The 16,479-nt window shown below is 38.6% G+C and carries 15 protein-coding genes; 11 read left to right on the top strand and 4 right to left on the bottom strand.

Translation table 11 applies throughout. The features are described from left to right. Positions 1-134 precede the first annotated feature (134 nt). The 6 genes from HOO54_RS16130 (at position 135) to HOO54_RS16105 (ending at position 6,638) form a co-directional block, all read left to right on the top strand. Positions 135-1,346 (top strand): argininosuccinate synthase, encoded by a 1,212-nt coding sequence (locus HOO54_RS16130; RefSeq protein WP_172297029.1) that lies wholly within the window; start codon positions 135-137, stop codon positions 1,344-1,346. Further along, positions 1,343-2,722 carry an argininosuccinate lyase gene (gene argH / locus HOO54_RS16125; protein ID WP_172297027.1) on the top strand — a complete coding sequence of 460 codons (1,380 nt, stop codon included), beginning with the start codon at positions 1,343-1,345 and terminating at the stop codon, positions 2,720-2,722. The genes HOO54_RS16130 and argH overlap by 4 nt, the downstream gene beginning before the upstream one ends. 75 nt (positions 2,723-2,797) lie before the next feature. Continuing rightward, positions 2,798-2,944, top strand: a complete 147-nt coding sequence (locus tag HOO54_RS16120) for a hypothetical protein (protein WP_172297025.1) — start codon at positions 2,798-2,800, stop codon at positions 2,942-2,944. Between the two features lie 116 nt (positions 2,945-3,060). Next, positions 3,061-3,834 carry an SDR family oxidoreductase gene (locus HOO54_RS16115; protein WP_172297023.1) on the top strand — a complete coding sequence of 258 codons (774 nt, stop codon included), beginning with the start codon at positions 3,061-3,063 and terminating at the stop codon, positions 3,832-3,834. A 5-nt stretch (positions 3,835-3,839) separates the two neighbouring features. Continuing rightward, entirely contained in the window at positions 3,840-4,523 is a 684-nt protein-coding gene (locus HOO54_RS16110) for a metal-dependent hydrolase (RefSeq protein WP_172297021.1), read from the top strand. An 801-nt stretch (positions 4,524-5,324) separates the two neighbouring features. Then, the gene (locus tag HOO54_RS16105) at positions 5,325-6,638 is read left to right on the top strand and encodes a DRTGG domain-containing protein (protein ID WP_172299637.1); all 1,314 of its coding nucleotides are present in this window, start codon (positions 5,325-5,327) and stop codon (positions 6,636-6,638) included. Between the two features lie 30 nt (positions 6,639-6,668). Here the strand turns inward: HOO54_RS16105 and HOO54_RS16100 are convergent, their stop codons facing one another. Next, positions 6,669-6,971 carry a YtpI family protein gene (locus tag HOO54_RS16100; RefSeq protein ID WP_172297019.1) on the bottom strand — a complete coding sequence of 101 codons (303 nt, stop codon included), beginning with the start codon at positions 6,969-6,971 and terminating at the stop codon, positions 6,669-6,671. A 146-nt stretch (positions 6,972-7,117) separates the two neighbouring features. Here HOO54_RS16100 and HOO54_RS16095 point away from each other — a divergent pair, with 146 nt between their 5' ends. Next, positions 7,118-8,059: a DHH family phosphoesterase gene (locus tag HOO54_RS16095; protein ID WP_172297017.1), complete on the top strand. Its 942-nt coding sequence runs from the start codon at positions 7,118-7,120 to the stop codon at positions 8,057-8,059. Positions 8,060-8,118: 59 nt separating this feature from the next. Here the strand turns inward: HOO54_RS16095 and HOO54_RS16090 are convergent, their stop codons facing one another. The 3 genes from HOO54_RS16090 to ytrH all read right to left on the bottom strand — a co-directional run bounded on the left by HOO54_RS16090 (position 8,119) and on the right by ytrH (position 9,244). Next, positions 8,119-8,298, bottom strand: coding sequence for a YtzJ family protein (locus HOO54_RS16090; RefSeq protein WP_172297015.1), 180 nt, complete (start codon positions 8,296-8,298; stop codon positions 8,119-8,121). Positions 8,299-8,402: 104 nt separating this feature from the next. Next, complete coding sequence (gene ytrI / locus HOO54_RS16085) at positions 8,403-8,906, bottom strand: sporulation membrane protein YtrI (RefSeq protein ID WP_172297013.1); 504 nt, start codon at positions 8,904-8,906, stop codon at positions 8,403-8,405. Beyond that, positions 8,903-9,244, bottom strand: coding sequence for a sporulation membrane protein YtrH (gene ytrH, locus HOO54_RS16080; protein ID WP_172297011.1), 342 nt, complete (start codon positions 9,242-9,244; stop codon positions 8,903-8,905). Before ytrH ends, ytrI begins: the two co-directional genes overlap by 4 nt. 138 nt (positions 9,245-9,382) lie before the next feature. Here ytrH and dnaE point away from each other — a divergent pair, with 138 nt between their 5' ends. From dnaE to accA, 4 genes are all read left to right on the top strand, one after another. Then, positions 9,383-12,730 (top strand): DNA polymerase III subunit alpha, encoded by a 3,348-nt coding sequence (gene dnaE, locus HOO54_RS16075; RefSeq protein ID WP_172297009.1) that lies wholly within the window; start codon positions 9,383-9,385, stop codon positions 12,728-12,730. 123 nt (positions 12,731-12,853) lie between these two features. Beyond that, complete coding sequence (gene ystJ / locus HOO54_RS16070) at positions 12,854-14,092, top strand: NADP-dependent malic enzyme (RefSeq protein WP_172297007.1); 1,239 nt, start codon at positions 12,854-12,856, stop codon at positions 14,090-14,092. 340 nt (positions 14,093-14,432) lie between these two features. Further along, the gene (gene accD, locus HOO54_RS16065) at positions 14,433-15,308 is read left to right on the top strand and encodes an acetyl-CoA carboxylase, carboxyltransferase subunit beta (RefSeq protein ID WP_172297005.1); all 876 of its coding nucleotides are present in this window, start codon (positions 14,433-14,435) and stop codon (positions 15,306-15,308) included. Beyond that, positions 15,293-16,270 carry an acetyl-CoA carboxylase carboxyl transferase subunit alpha gene (gene accA / locus HOO54_RS16060; protein WP_172297003.1) on the top strand — a complete coding sequence of 326 codons (978 nt, stop codon included), beginning with the start codon at positions 15,293-15,295 and terminating at the stop codon, positions 16,268-16,270. Before accD ends, accA begins: the two co-directional genes overlap by 16 nt. Positions 16,271-16,479: the final 209 nt, after the last annotated feature.

Below are 16,479 nucleotides of genomic sequence, written 5' to 3'. Positions count from 1 at the left end.
AATGAAGTTTTTTTTATAAAAAGGTTGAAAAAACCATAATTCCTTGTTAAAGTGTATACTACTAATTGTATTTTTATAAGTTTTAATTAATTTTTATACAGACATAACAACTAGGTGAGAGGAGTTTTTTCAACATGTTGCAAAAGAAAAAAGTAGTTTTAGCCTACTCAGGAGGATTGGATACTTCTGTTGCGATTAAATGGTTACAAGAACAGGGATATGATGTGGTTGCCTGTTGTTTAGATGTTGGTGAAGGGAAAGATCTTGCCTTTGTTCAACAAAAAGCGCTTCAAGTTGGGGCTATTAACTCTTATGTGATTGATGCGAAAGAAGAATTCGCTCAAGATTTTGCACTGCTGGCACTTCAGGCACACACATTATATGAAGGTAAGTATCCACTTGTGTCAGCCCTATCAAGACCACTCATCGCCAAAAAACTAGTGGAAATAGCTGAGAAGGAAGACGCTCAGGCTGTCGCACATGGCTGTACGGGAAAAGGAAACGATCAAGTGCGTTTTGAAGTTTCCATTCAGTCATTGAACCCAGATTTAGAGATTCTCGCTCCTGTCCGTGAATGGAAATGGTCTCGTGATGAAGAAATCGCATATGCGCAAAAACACGATATTCCTATTCCGATTCATTTGGATAGTCCATACTCTATTGATCAAAACCTATGGGGAAGAAGCAATGAATGCGGAATTTTGGAAGACCCTTGGGCTACACCTCCTGAAGGAGCCTATGATTTAACAGTCCCACTTGAAAAAACGCCGAACACACCAGAAATCATTGAAATCGAATTTAAACGTGGAATACCAGTAGCGATTGATGGTATATCATATTCTCTCTCAGAATTGATTTTAACCTTAAATGAACTGGCAGGAAAACACGGAGTGGGTCGGATCGATCATATTGAAAACCGCCTTGTTGGTATCAAGTCCCGCGAAGTCTATGAATGTCCAGGAGCGATAACGCTAATTAAAGCACACAAAGAACTTGAAGATTTAACTTTGGTGAAAGAAGTGGCTCATTTTAAACCATTAATCGAGCAAAAAATGGCGGAAGTCATTTATAACGGACTTTGGTTTTCTCCATTGAAAAATGCGTTATCCGCCTTCTTGAAAGAAACGCAAAAACTTGTAACAGGCACTGTCCGTGTCAAATTGTTTAAGGGTCATGCTATTATTGAAGGCCGCAAATCAGAGTACTCGCTTTATGATGAAAAATTAGCAACCTACACAAAAGATGATGCATTTGACCATCATGCCGCAGTCGGTTTTATTGAACTATGGGGTCTTCCAACGAAAGTAAACAGTATCGTCCAAAAAAAGGAGCAGATAAAAGCATGAAAAAGCTTTGGGGAGGCAGATTTCAAAAAACACCAGAAAAATGGGTCGATGAGTTTGGAGCATCGATCCATTTTGATAAAACACTTGTAAAAGAAGATATTCTAGGGTCACTCGCACATCTTGCTATGTTGAGAAAGTGCGAGATCCTTTCAAAAGAAGAAGCGGAAAAAATCAAGCAAGGTTTAGAATCTCTTTTACAAAAAGCGAAAAAAAATCAATTGGTCTTTTCTGTTGATCATGAAGACATTCATTTAAATCTTGAAAAAATGTTGATTGATGAAATCGGACCGATTGGTGGAAAGCTTCATACAGCTAGAAGCCGAAACGACCAGGTAGCAACCGATATGCATCTTTACTTGAAACATCATACAGAGCATGTGATTAAATTGATCACCGCTTTTCAAAATGCCCTTGTTGAAAAAGCAGAACACCATATTGAAACGATTTTACCAGGTTATACACATCTGCAGCGGGCACAGCCAATTTCATTCGCCCACCATTTGTTAGCCTACTTCTGGATGATGGAGCGTGATAAACAACGTTATAGTGATGCATTAAAACGGATCAATCAATCGCCGCTAGGCTGTGGTGCGCTGGCAGGGACAACATTTCCTATCGATCGTCAATATTCTGCTGAGCAGCTTGGATTTGATTCGATTTATGAAAACAGTCTAGACGGTGTCAGTGATAGGGATTTTATTCTTGAGTTTTTAAGTGTCAGTAGCATTCTGATGATGCATTTATCAAGACTTTCTGAAGAAATCATCTTGTGGTGTTCACAGGAATTTAAGTTTGTTGAGCTTGATGACACATATGCCACAGGCAGCAGTATGATGCCACAAAAGAAAAACCCCGATATGGCTGAATTGGTTCGTGGGAAAACAGGGCGTGTATATGGGAGTTTAATGGGACTGTTAACCATTATGAAAGGTCTTCCTTTGGCATATAATAAAGATCTTCAAGAAGATAAAGAAGGTATGTTTGATACAGTTAAAACAGTTCAGGGATGTCTTGAGATTTTTACCGGGATGATCAGTACGATGACAGTGAACAGCAATGAAATGAAAAAAGCAACTCAACATGATTTCTCAAATGCAACCGAACTGGCTGATTATTTAGCAAAAAAAGGGATGCCATTTAGAGAAGCCCATGAAGTAGTTGGTAAACTTGTCTATACATGTATTGAAAAAGGGGTTTTTCTCAGTGATCTCCCGCTAGAAGAATACAAAAAGATGAGTAACCAATTTGCTGAAGATGTTTACACTGTCCTTGATCCGAAGCATGCAGTTGAAAAACGAATCAGTGAGGGCGGAACTGGCTTTAAAAAGGTAACAGAAGCGCTTCAAAATGCTAAGCAACATTTAAACAATTTTTAACAAATTACAGTTTCTTTCATAACTATAGCGGTTCAGACACAATATAATAAATGAATCGACATAAGGAGTGTCTGAATGAAACAGAACAAATCAACGAATGATTATACGTATGATTTAAATGGCGAAAAAGAAACAGTTAAACTAATCGCTGATGCCTATTCTAGCGGATTTGTCAGTTTGGATATTGAACGAAAACCGTTGACAGATCAAAAGAAATCATGAACCTTTAGCTGGAGCAAATTGCTCCGGTTTTTTATTTTTACTCGGATGGGTGTTCACATGTGATATTGTAAAAGTTTTATAGTAAAGTATAAATAGAATTGTTGGGAGGGAAAGATGTGCGCCATGCGTTAATTACAGCCGGTTCAAAAGGATTAGGGCGGAAAGTAACTGAAGCGCTGCTGGAGAAAGGCTGTTCGGTGACAGTGAACTATCGACAAGATGAAGCAGCTGTCAGCCGCCTGAAAACGGAATGGCAGTCATGGCTAGACCGTGTACAGTTTGTTAAAGGAGATGTCACAAAAAAGGAAGACTTACATCACTTGGCGAAGACAGCTCTCAATCGGTTTGGCAGAATCGATTTGCTTATTAATAATGCCGGTCCCTATATCTTTGAACGGAAAAAGCTTGCAGATTATAGTGAGGCCGAGTGGTATAATATGTTAGAAGGGAATTTAAGCTCTGTCTTCCATTTATTTAAAGCGGTGATTCCGATCATGAGGCGCCAGCAGTTTGGCCGTATTATTACTTACGGATTCCAAGGAGCTGAACATGCGCCAGGCTGGTTGCACCGTTCAGCTTTTGGAGCTGCTAAAGTTGGTCTTGCTTCACTGACAAAAACAATTGCTATAGAGGAAGCTGGCTCTGGTATTACCGCTAATATGGTCTGCCCCGGCAATATTGTTGGAGAGATGAAAGAATCCTCCATCTCAGAAGCGAGAGCATCTCTTGATCAAGAAACACCGATTGGGAGATCTGGTACAGGTGAAGATATTGCAAGGATTATTGCATTCTTGTGTGATGAAGATTCAGACTATATTACAGGAACAGTAATTGAAGCAACAGGTGGTTTAAATGTTATAAATCGCCAAACAAAAGACAAACAGAGGTGAATTTGATGAAAGTTACATATCATGGTCATTCAGTTGTTACAGTAGAGACAGGAGACCATCATCTCATGATTGATCCGTTTCTGACAGGAAATCCATTTACTGACTTAAAACCGGAAAATATTCAGGCAGATGTGATCTTGCTGACACATGGTCATAGTGATCATGTTGGAGATACTGTAGAAATCGCAAAACAAAATCAAGCTTTAATAGTGGCGCCGAATGAACTTGCTGTATATCTTGGTTGGAAAGGTTTGAATGTTCATCCGATGCATATCGGTGGAGCATATCAATTTGATTTTGGAAAAGTCAAATTAACACAAGCGTTTCATGGTTCAGCTTATACAGAAGAAGAAAACCAAAAGCTTGTCTATACGGGAATGCCCGCTGGAATTTTATTAACGGTTGCAGGGAAAACGATTTTTCATGCAGGTGATACGGCCCTTTTCTCAGATATGAAGCTTATTGGTGAACTCAACAAGATAGACCTTGCCTTTTTGCCGATTGGTGATAATTTTACAATGGGACCTGATGATGCAAAATTAGCTGCAGAATGGCTCAAAGCGAAGCAGGTTGTTCCGATTCACTACTCGACATTCCCTGTGATTCAGCAAGATCCTTATGCATTTGTGGATCTTCTGCCTATCGGTGTTGGAAAAGTTCTTAAAAGTGGCGAATCAATTAAATTATAAAGGCGGAATACTTCACCTTCAATCATTAGACATATTGAAGGTGTTTTTTTGTGCTCATTTTTTAAATGGGTATGTACTTTATTTCTATCACTTACTATCATTATTTCACTTGGAAAAATAAGAAAACGATGTAGTCGAAGTATATTTTGAGGAGGTAGAGCAAATCGTGAATAAATCTCTAAATATTATCAGTGTAGTATTATTTTCATTTGCGATGAGTTACATTTTGTCAGCTGTTTTTCATCATGTTGGAATTGAAATGAATCTGATTACTTTGATTTTGATATTGGTTATAACTGTTGTATTTATCTTAGTTCTGAATCAACTGTTTAGGCAACTCAAAAGTTTATAAAAATCTAGAATGTTAAAAAGCAAACTAAAGAATAAGTCTGATTTCACTAATGTCGTCAATGTTATAGCTGGTCAAAATGTGAAGCCATTACAGTGGCTGAGGTTAGAAACTGTCTAAAAAGTCCTTTATCAACATGATCAGGGAGGAGTTGCGAGACTCTCGTGGAAAGCGAAAAAATTCCCAAATTTTTATTCATCCGCAATACTTTCAGGACACCCCCTTTTTTGGTGTGTCAGTCATGCTCATCAAACTAGAAAGTCGGGTGTTGGGATAGCGGACCATAAGTAGAAGGGTAAGGGTGTCCATGGAGACATCTAATCTTTTGGTGCAGTTTTTTTAGATTTGTTGGCTTTTGGTTCTTGAATTTTTGCAAGGTCTGATTGCGGAAAAAACGTTTGAGCATTTATAATAAAATTATAGCTAGCAGTTTTAGGATGAAGGTGAGAAAAATCGCGACAAAACATGAACAAATTTTAAGATATATTGATTCTTTATCAGTTGGTGAAAAAATCTCTGTCCGCCGGATTGCGAAAGAGATGAAAGTAAGTGAAGGAACTGCTTATAGAGCGATTAAAGAGGCGGAGAATAAGGGATTTGTTAGCACGATCGAAAGAGTTGGTACAATCAGGATCGAGCAAAAGAAAAAAGAAAACATTGAGAAGCTGACATATGCTGAAGTGGTAAATGTGATTGATGGACATGTTTTGGGCGGAAAAGCAGGTCTACACAAAACATTAAACAAATTTGTTATCGGAGCAATGAAACTTGAGGCAATGATGAGATATACTGGAGCCGGTAATCTTTTGATCGTCGGAAACCGGATAAATGCACACCGCTATGCACTGGAAGCAGGTGCTGCTGTTCTAGTAACTGGCGGTTTCGATACGGAACCGGCAATCATTGAACTTGCTGACAAGCTTGAACTTCCGATTATTTCAACGAGCTATGATACCTTTACTGTTGCAGCAATGATTAATAGGGCAATCTATGATCAACTCATTAAAAAAGAGGTCGTACTTGTTGAAGATATTTTGACACCGCTTGAAAAAACGGTCTGTTTATCTCCGCAAGAAAAGCTTGAAAGATGGTATGAAAAAAATTTTGAAACTGGGCACGGAAGATTTCCAGTTGTTGATGAACAGATGAAAATCCATGGCATTTTAACATCGAAGGATGCTGCTGGATATGATCGTCATGTTTTAATCGAAAAAGTCATGACGAAAAATCCGATTACTGTTGTTGGTAAGACATCTGTCGCCTCAGCTGCGCAGATGATGGTCTGGGAAGGAATCGAAGTTCTTCCGGTTGTAGATGAGCGGCAAAAGTTGATTGGTATGATCAGCAGACAAGATGTTTTAAAAGCGCTGCAAATGATTCAAAAACAGCCGCAAGTTGGTGAAAAGCTGGACGATATTGTAACAGGCGGATTCAGAGAATTAGACGTTGACCATTCTTCTGTTTATCAATATGAAGTAACACCACAAATGACAAACCATTTGGGAACGCTGTCTTACGGTGTATTTACCACAATTCTAACCGAAGCAGCTAATCGTTTTTTGCGATCTCATAAAAAAGGCGACTTGGTGATAGAGAGTATGACGATCTACTTTTTAAAACCGGTACAAATGGAATCTGTTATAGAAATAAAGCCGAATATTCTTGAAGCTGGAAGAAAATTTGGAAAAATGGATATTGAAGTTTTTCACCAAGGTACACTTGTCAGCAAAGCGATGATGATGGTTCAGCTGATGGAAAGAAGTTAAGGGACGCTAATTCGTGTCCCTTTTGTCGCTTTACGCATTTTCCCGCTTGTTTTCTTTTGCGAGCAAAGGGAGGTAATGCTTATAAGCTTTATACCCAGCCCACATACTGCCAATACCAGTCAAAATAAAGATGATCCCAATTCCAGAACTTAAAGCGTCACGGTTTAATAACAGCAGATTCGTCCCGAAAAACATAATAAAAAGCCCTAAACACATACTCGACTTTGCAGAAAAATATTCTTTTTCAACGGCTCTTTTTGTACGAACATATTTTACTTTGTAGTATAGATAAAAAATCGCTGAAATCACAATGAAAAAAACAAAAAACGGCATGGGCGACATTCCTCCATTGTAAGTTTTACAAACCCATTGTATACATAAATGAGTTTGCTTTCTACAATAAAAAGTCATTCTTTCCACTTTCCACTAACAACAGATTATGATTAAATGGTTAATAATAAGAAAAAGAAGGTGTAAACATGAAAACTGACTTAATCAGAACTATATCATTATATGACACTATTATTATACATAGACATGTGAGACCTGATCCAGATGCTTATGGATCTCAATGCGGCCTTACGGAAATCTTGAGGGAAACCTATCCTGAAAAAAAAATTTTTGCTGTGGGGACACCTGATCCATCGTTGACATTTTTATATACTCTAGATGACATTGATGACTCAATGTACAATCATGCACTTGTCATTGTTTGCGATACAGCCAATCAAGAACGAATTTCAGATTCCCGCTATCATTTGGGTGACATGCTGATTAAGATTGATCATCATCCAAATGAGGATCAGTATGGGGATCTATTATGGGTTGATACAAATGCAAGCTCTACAAGCGAAATGATTTATGAACTATATTTAGCTGGGAAAAAATCAGGGTGGAAACTTCCAGTAAAAGGTGCTGAATTGATATATGCAGGTATTGTCGGTGACACCGGGCGCTTCCTCTTTCCAAACACAACGAAAAAGACATTAAAGTATGCGGGAGAGCTTATTGAATATCCTTTTTCATCACAAGACCTTTTTAATCAATTGTATGAGACAAAGCTAGACGTTGTGAGGTTGAATGGTTACATTTTTCAAAACATTTCCTTGACAGAAAACGGAGCAGCATCGGTTTTTATTGGGCAGGATATTTTAAATCGCTTCAATATTACGCCATCTGAGGCATCACAGCTTGTCAATACATTAGGTAATATTTCTGGGATAAAAGCATGGGTGTTTTTTGTGGAGGAACCTGATCAAATTCGAGTAAGATTGCGGTCAAAAGGACCAAAGGTCAATGACATCGCAAAAAAATACAATGGTGGAGGCCACCCGCTTGCCGCTGGTGCTTCAATTTATGAATGGGATGATGCTGAACGTGTGATTGCCGATCTAGAACAAATATGTAAAGAGCACAAATAAGAGGGGGTCCCTCTTATTTGTGCCATTGTAGTCATTGAATCAAGGGATTTCATCCCTGTTTATTCTGGTATAAACCAAGATCCAAAATCTGTTACATCTTCATAAACATCAATGTTTTGAGCATCTAATTCTTTTTTGATAAGGGATGTGAGAAGTTCAGTTTCTGCATAAGCGGAATAACCAGACTTTATTCGGTTGACTTTATCTTTTGCCAGCTGATGATAACTGTAAACGAACATTCTGCTTCCCTCCCTTTAAGAGATTGATATCGCTTACTGTCAGTTTAAAATAAAATATGGAAAAAAGCGACGAATGTCTTTAAATCGTTAAAAAAAATCCATATTTAATTTGAAAAAGAAATTTTGATTTCAACTGATAGCCTTGTGTAAATCATTAGGTCAGTTACCTTTGCTTTATAAGTTTTGTCATTTATCGTGTATAATTTGTTTTCAATTGTCCGTTTTAAAAGTTCCTTTGTTTTATATACACTCTCAATATCTTTTGTGATGACATCTGAAATATTATCCTTAATATGCTCTTCAAAATTCATTTTATCAGGTTGGGATAATTTGTATTGTTTACCATTGATAAGCTTGACATCTACACTTTGAATTAATAACTTTCTTTTATTATCTTCATTCAGTTTATGAAGATCCTCTCGGTAAATCGTAATCTGTTCGTTTAAATCTTCAATTTGTTCTTTCTGTTCACGGATCATGACAACCTGCTCTTCCTGAAAAGTCCCATATGTAAATAAAAACACAAACCAACTGATGATCGCTCCACATGCCATACCGGCAAAAAAACGTTGCCACCCTGGTTTTTGATAATAAGGAGGAATTCTCATGAGGAAATATGCTCCTGTGTCAGCCAATTGATGATCAAAAAGCCTGTTTGTGCGCCTCCCATTGCTGAAAGAATAAGAAGAATTTGCTTTACAATATCTCTTGTATTTCCTTCCCAAATGCCTCTTTCAAAGCTGTAAACTGCATCAAATGTACCGCCAATTGCAGCTACCAAAGCCCAGATCTTAAGGCGGTTTGCTAAGCTGGAAATGATTGTTAAAGGGGGTTGTCCAGATAAATAAGCCCCGATTCCACCAATTAACGAACCGCCAAGCAAAACACCAAGTGCAATAAAGTAACAACTAAAAAAGTTTGGAAAAAAAGGTTGTTCCGGGTCCATTCCGATCACCTCACCTTCCATTATAATATGGACAATCAAGGACAAGTATGATTGGTTTCTAGAAAAAAGAACATTTGTTTCTTCAGCATTCACATCATATAATAAAAGAGATGGTTTGAAAAAGGAAGGGGTGGCAGAATGTCTTTTGTTCACCTGAAAGTACATAGCGGCTATAGTTTATTACATAGTGCAGCATCCGTAGAAGATCTTGCCGCCAATGCAGAAAAGCTGGGTTATCATGCCATTGCGCTGACTGATGATCAAGTCATGTACGGTGCGGTTGAATTTTATAAAGCGTGCCAAAAGCGTGGGATCAAGCCGATCATCGGGCTGACAGCTAGCGTTTTAGCAGATGAAATAGAACATCTCGCATATCCTCTTGTTCTTTTAGCAAAAACGAATAGAGGATATAAAAACTTACTGAAAATTAGTAGTGTGCTTCAGTCAAAATCAAAAGCAGGTATAAAAGAAAAATGGCTAAAAAGTTATGCTGACGATATTATGGCTCTAACAACAGGTGAGGCGGGATATGTTGAGACTCTCTTAAAAGATGGGCGAATTGAAGAAGCGGAAGATGTTGCTTCCCGCTATCAAAACCTGTTTGGGGAAGACAATTTTTATTTGTCTTATCAGCCATATAAAGGAGACTCCCTTCTTTCAGAGCGTATTCTTGAACTATCCGCTCAAACAGGCATTCCAATCGTTGCTACTGGAGATGTCCGCTATATTGAAAAAGAGGATGTATTGGCATACGCTTGTTTAAAAGCGATTAAAGAAGGGGAGAAACTTGACGAAAACCAGGTGTCTAGTGAAGACCTTAATCTTGATTTAAAGCCGATCGATGAAATGTTCAACATTTATCGTACTCAACCAGATGCTTTAGAGAATTCGGCAAAGATTGCACAACAATGTCATATTGACTTAAGCCTTGGGCAGACACGGCTTCCTAAATACCCAGCCCCATCCGGCAAAAATCCTGACTTGTTTTTAAAAGAGCTTTGTTTTTCAGGGCTTTCAAAGCGATTTTCCGCTCCTTCAAAGGAATATATTGAGCGGCTTGAATATGAACTTGCTATAATAAAGAGGATGGCATTCAGTGACTATTTTTTAATCGTCTGGGATTTTATGAAGTACGCACATGAAAATGGGATCATCACCGGGCCGGGTCGTGGCTCTGCAGCAGGTTCACTTGTTGCATATACGCTGTTTATTACCGATGTTGATCCGATCAAACATAAACTGTTGTTTGAACGATTTTTAAATCCTGAGCGGATCAGTATGCCTGATATTGATATCGATTTTCCCGACACAAGAAGAGATGAAATGATTCAGTATGTGAAAAATAAATATGGTGCTCTTCATGTCGCACAAATCATTACATTTGGAACCTTGGCTGCAAAAGCCGCATTTAGAGATACCGGAAGGGTAATGGGCATTAGTCCGAAAGAAGCCGACCAGTTAGCAAAGCTAATTCCTTCTAAACCTGGCGTCACTTTGAAAGAGGCAAAAGATCACTCTCCTGAGTTTGCCAAACGGCTTAGTGAGTCAAAGCGGCTTCAAGTCATTTTTAATGTAGCCCAAAAAATCGAAGGCTTGCCGCGGCATACATCTGTACATGCTGCAGGCGTTGTGTTAAGCGAAGAGCCGTTAACCAGTATTGTTCCCATACAAGAAGGTCATGAAGGCATATATTTAACACAGTATTCCATGAGCTATCTTGAGGAGCTAGGACTTCTCAAAATGGACTTTCTTGGTTTACGCAATTTAACTTTGATCGACTCTATTAAAACACTGGTTGAAAAGAAAGAACAGATCAAAATTAATTTCTCAAAGCTTTCCTATGATGATAAACAAACGTTTGAACTTTTGTCGGCAGGAGATACGACAGGGGTCTTTCAGCTAGAATCAGCAGGGATGAGAAATGTTTTGCAAAAACTGAAACCAAGCAATTTAGAAGATATTGTAGCTGTCAATGCGCTATACAGACCAGGTCCAATGGAAAATATTCCGCTATACATTAAGAGAAAGCATGGTCAAGCACCAATATTATACCCACATGAAGATCTGACAGACATTTTAAAAGATACATATGGTGTCATCGTCTATCAGGAACAAATTATGATGATTGCTTCGCAAATGGCAGGCTTTAAATTGGGAGAGGCTGACCTTCTGCGGAGAGCGGTTAGTAAAAAAAACAAGGAAATCCTTGATACAGAGAGAAATCATTTTATAAAAGGATGTCTAAAAAAAGGGTATTCACAACTATCAGCAAATCAAGTGTATGATTTAATTGTTAAGTTTGCCAACTATGGATTTAATCGGAGTCACGCGGTCGCTTACAGTATGATTGGATTCCAGCTTGCATATTTAAAAGCCCATTTTCCTTTGTACTTCATGTGCGGATTGCTAACAAGTGCGATCGGTAATGAGGATAGATTGGCTCAATATATCTATGAGGCAAAAGGAAAAGGATTGAAGATCCTAGGACCTTCGATCAATAAAAGCGGTTACCCTTTTCTTATAGAAAACGGTGCAGTTCGATATAGTCTAAGAGCTATTAAAGGTGTTGGACTAGCTGCTGTAAAAGAAATTTACAAAGCAAGAAAAGAAAAAACGTTCACTGATCTATTTGATTTTTGTGTTAGAACATCTGTGAAAAGCGTAAATCGAAAAACGATAGAGACATTAATATTTGCAGGTGCGATGGATGAATTTGGAGAAAATCGTGCAACATTGCTTGCTTCAGTGGACATCGCTTTGGAGCATGCTGAATTGTTTGCTGATGACAATGAACAGCTCGGATTTTTTCTTGATGAAACAATCAGTATAAAGCCCAAATATGCTTCTGTCGAAGAAATACCACTCGTTGATCTTCTTGCTCATGAAAAGGAAACACTTGGGATTTACTTTTCGAATCATCCTTTGACTGTTCATCGCGATTTATTAAATGATCGTGGTGCGCTACCCATCATGATCCTAAAAGAATCCAACCAGAAGAAAGTCATGCTCGGTGCTCTTTTGACTAAAATGAAAACGATCCGGACAAGAGCCGGGCAATCGATGGCTTTTTTGGAATTGAGTGATGAAAGTGGGGAAATCGAAGCGGTTGTTTTTCCAGATCAGCTCAGACAGTTTTCTCAAGTATTGGAAGAAGGGGTGTCTCTTTATGCTGAGGGCCGACTTGAAACAAGAAATGAAAAGCTTCAGTTCATTATCCAAAAAGCTACCTTAATTGACTCCCTTTATAAAGAAAAACAACCTGCTGTTTATATAAAAATCGAAGAAAGGCAGCATACTCAAGAGGTATTGGGAAACCTTAGCAAGATTTTACTGGAACATCATGGTGAGACTGAGGTCTATATTTACTACGAAAAGAAAAAACAAACAATGAAACTTCCTCCAGCCTATTATATAAAGGCTGAGCATGCTGTCCTCTATCGGTTGAAAAGTGTTGTTGGTGAAAAAAATGTCGTCATACGAACATAAAATAAACAGTTTCGGTCATAAAAAAACCGTAAATTATGGTATCATTCTTAAGATTCTATCGTTTGCCTAAAAAAGAATCTTAATCAGCAAAACAAAATTGCCCCTTGAAGGAGTGTTATTTACATGTCATTGAAAGAAAATGCTCTGCATATGCACAAAGTTAACCAAGGCAAATTGGAATCAAAATCAAAAGTACAGGTCCGAAACGCGGATGACTTAAGCCTCGCCTACTCTCCCGGCGTAGCTGAGCCTTGTAAAGTCATATATGATGATAACAGTAAAGTATATGATTATACCATGAAGGGAAACATGGTAGCAGTTGTATCAGATGGTACTGCTGTTCTCGGTCTGGGGAATATCGGACCTGAAGCAGCATTGCCTGTCATGGAAGGAAAAGCGGTTCTCTTTAAAAGTTTTGCGGGAGTTGACGCTTTTCCAATTTGTTTAAATACATCAGATGTCAATCAAATAGTTGAAACTGTTAAACTTCTCGAACCAACTTTTGGCGGGATCAATCTTGAAGACATAGCAGCTCCGAATTGTTTTGTGATTGAGGAACGTCTCAAGAAAGAAGCGAAAATTCCAGTTTTTCATGATGATCAACATGGAACTGCGATAGTTACCGTGGCTGGGCTGGTTAATGCGCTTAAACTGTCTGGTAAATCGATGTCTTCTGTCAAAGTTGTGGCAAACGGTGCAGGTGCAGCAGGAATTGCGATTATTAAGCTGCTCTACCATTTTGGTGTTAGAGATATCATTATGTGTGACACAAAAGGCGCGATTTATGAAGGTCGTCCAATAGGTATGAATGCCGTGAAAGCTGAAGTGGCAAAATATACAAACAAAAATCGAATTGAAGGATCACTCAAAGACGTGATGAAGGGTGCCGATGTTTTTATCGGTGTTTCTGTTGAAGGAGCTCTAACAAAAGAAATGGTTGCGGAAATGGCTGACCAACCGATTATTTTTGCCATGGCAAATCCAAATCCAGAAATTATGCCTGCTGAAGCGCACGCAGCGGGTGCTAGTGTTGTTGGTACAGGACGCTCTGATTTTCCCAATCAAGTCAACAATGTCCTTGCTTTCCCGGGTATTTTCCGCGGTGCCCTAGATGCTCGAGCGACACATATCAACGAAGAGATGAAAATTGCTGCTGTTGAAGCAATTGCATCACTTGTTTCAGATGAAGAATTGCGCCCTGAATATGTCATTCCTGCTCCATTTGATCCAAGGGTTGCCCCGGCAGTTGCAAGTGCTGTTGCCAAAGCAGCTATGGAAACAGGTGTTGCAAGAATTGATGTGAACCCTGATGATGTAGCTGAAAAAACGAGAAGACTTGCCGTTATTGGCAAAAAGAATTAGCTCTTATTATTATCATTATATTCTCATCAGCGCGTGATGATTTAAATCAAGAGTCATTACGCGCTGTTTCTCAAGTATCACGATTCGCGATCGCGATTTAAATTAAAATTTTTTTTAATTTGTTTTACAGGGTTTTGTATTCGCTGCCAAGGCTTATATATCAATTTATCAGGATTAACTCTGGAAACCTTCATGACCCATTTGCCGATTAAAAAATGTCGAATGGAGGATGACACCGTTTGACAAAAAAAGTACAATAGTTTCGGTATAGTGTAGTCCCTAGTTAAAAAAACAGGACAGGCATATTTGAAGAAACCCTTCAGAAAAGGGAGGTAATCGTTTGTTAAAGGATATATTTAGTAAAAAGAAGAAAAAATACGCTTCTGTTCCTGCGGAAAAAGTCATGCAGGATGTACCGGAAGGCATCATGACAAAATGTCCTGATTGTAAAAAAATTATGCTCACAAAAGAGCTGGATAAAAATTTAAGAGTCTGCATCAATTGCGGATATCATTTTCAAATGAATGCGAAGCAAAGAATCAAAAGCATTCTTGATGATCAATCATTTGAAGAGTTTAATCAAGACATGATTTCAGAAAATCCGCTTCAATTCCCAGGTTATATGGAAAAATTGGAAAATGACCGCAAGAAGACGGCTTTAAATGAAGCAGTTGTGACTGGGAAAGGAACAATTGAAGGCTTGCCAGCTGTTGTTGCCGTGATGGATTCGACCTTTAGAATGGGAAGCATGGGATCAGTTGTAGGGGAAAAAATCACATTAGCAATTGAAAAGGCACGGGAAGAAAAAATTCCTTTTATCATTTTTACCGCTTCAGGAGGAGCGAGAATGCAAGAAGGGCTTCTCAGTTTGATGCAGATGGCAAAAACAAGCTCTGCATTAAAACTGTTCAGTGAAGAAAGTGGCCTCATGATTTCAGTTATGACCCATCCGACAACAGGGGGGGTTTCAGCAAGCTTTGCCTCTCTCGGCGACTACAACCTTGCTGAACCAGGTGCATTGATCGGTTTTGCTGGTCGGCGAATTATTGAACAAACGATTCGCGAAGAGCTACCTGAAGATTTCCAGACCGCTGAATTTTTATTGAAACACGGTCAGCTTGATTCCGTTGTTCATAGAGCCGACATGAAAAAAACGCTTCGTCTTATTTTGGACATTCATCAAAAGGGAGGTGACCATGAATGGCTGGAGAATTAGAATTTGAAAAACCTGTGATTGAGCTTCGTGATAAAATTGCTGAACTAAAAAAGTTCACACAAGATTCGGATATGGATTTGAGTTCTGAAATAACAAAACTGGAAAACCGTCTGAAAAAGCTTGAAGAAGATATTTATTCAAACTTAAAAGCCTGGGACAGAGTCCAGATTGCAAGGCATCCAAATCGTCCAACAACACTTGATTATATCGAACATCTCTTCACCGATTTTTTTGAATGCCATGGCGATCGTTATTTCGGTGATGATGAAGCAATTGTATGCGGGATTGCTAAGTTTCACGGTCTTCCTGTTACAGTCATTGGTCACCAGCGTGGCAAGGATACAAAAGAAAATATCCGCCGTAATTTTGGAATGCCGCATCCTGAAGGGTACCGTAAAGCGCTGAGATTGATGAAGCAAGCCGATAAATTTAATAGACCGATTATTTGCTTTATTGATACGAAGGGAGCCTATCCGGGAAAGGCAGCTGAAGAAAGAGGTCAAAGTGAAGCCATTGCTAAAAACCTTTTTGAAATGGCAGGACTGTCTGTGCCGGTCATTTCTCTCGTTATCGGTGAAGGCGGTAGCGGTGGAGCACTTGCTCTCGGTGTTGCAAACCGTCTGATGATGCTGGAAAATTCAACCTATTCAGTGATCTCTCCAGAAGGAGCTGCAGCAATACTTTGGAAAGATTCAGGACTTGCCCAAAAAGCAGCTGAAACAATGAAAATTACAGCACCCGACCTTAAGAGTTTAGATATTATCGATGATATTATAAAAGAAGTAAGAGGCGGGGCACATCGCGATTTGAAAAGGCAAGCCGAGTACATTGATGAGACATTAAAACAAACGCTTAAATCGTTAAGACAATTGACTAAAAATGAGCTGATCCAACAAAGGTATAATAAGTATAAATTAATTGGAAAAATATCGACTGAAAATCAATTTATTGGGGTAGAATAAACAAACGTAAGGCCTTTGGCTTACGTTTGTTTTTTTATAAACGGCAGAGAAAGTGAAAGGATTGTGTCATTTTACTGGGGTTTTTCAAAGAGTTTGTTTAAAATTTATTTAAAAATTTTCTATTTAATTGTATAATAATTAGGGTTTAGAAGGGACTTGGGAAAGACTACATCCCTTTTTCATTGTTTTTGAAACAATGATCGTGTTAA

This window comes from Bacillus sp. WMMC1349 (assembly GCF_013155385.1).
Classification (GTDB): domain Bacteria; phylum Bacillota; class Bacilli; order Bacillales; family Bacillaceae; genus Bacillus.
This window is presented reverse-complemented; position numbering and strand designations above follow the sequence as displayed.

Coding starts and splice junctions, on each gene's coding strand:
- HOO54_RS16130 (WP_172297029.1), top strand. CDS start 135: ATGTTGCAAAAGAAAAAAGTAGTTTTAGCCTACTCAGGAGGATTGGAT.
- argH (WP_172297027.1), top strand. CDS start 1,343: ATGAAAAAGCTTTGGGGAGGCAGATTTCAAAAAACACCAGAAAAATGG.
- HOO54_RS16120 (WP_172297025.1), top strand. CDS start 2,798: ATGAAACAGAACAAATCAACGAATGATTATACGTATGATTTAAATGGC.
- HOO54_RS16110 (WP_172297021.1), top strand. CDS start 3,840: ATGAAAGTTACATATCATGGTCATTCAGTTGTTACAGTAGAGACAGGA.
- HOO54_RS16100 (WP_172297019.1), bottom strand. CDS start 6,971: ATGCCGTTTTTTGTTTTTTTCATTGTGATTTCAGCGATTTTTTATCTA.
- HOO54_RS16095 (WP_172297017.1), top strand. CDS start 7,118: ATGAAAACTGACTTAATCAGAACTATATCATTATATGACACTATTATT.
- HOO54_RS16090 (WP_172297015.1), bottom strand. CDS start 8,298: ATGTTCGTTTACAGTTATCATCAGCTGGCAAAAGATAAAGTCAACCGA.
- ytrI (WP_172297013.1), bottom strand. CDS start 8,906: ATGAGAATTCCTCCTTATTATCAAAAACCAGGGTGGCAACGTTTTTTT.
- ytrH (WP_172297011.1), bottom strand. CDS start 9,244: ATGGACCCGGAACAACCTTTTTTTCCAAACTTTTTTAGTTGTTACTTT.
- dnaE (WP_172297009.1), top strand. CDS start 9,383: ATGTCTTTTGTTCACCTGAAAGTACATAGCGGCTATAGTTTATTACAT.
- ystJ (WP_172297007.1), top strand. CDS start 12,854: ATGTCATTGAAAGAAAATGCTCTGCATATGCACAAAGTTAACCAAGGC.
- accA (WP_172297003.1), top strand. CDS start 15,293: ATGGCTGGAGAATTAGAATTTGAAAAACCTGTGATTGAGCTTCGTGAT.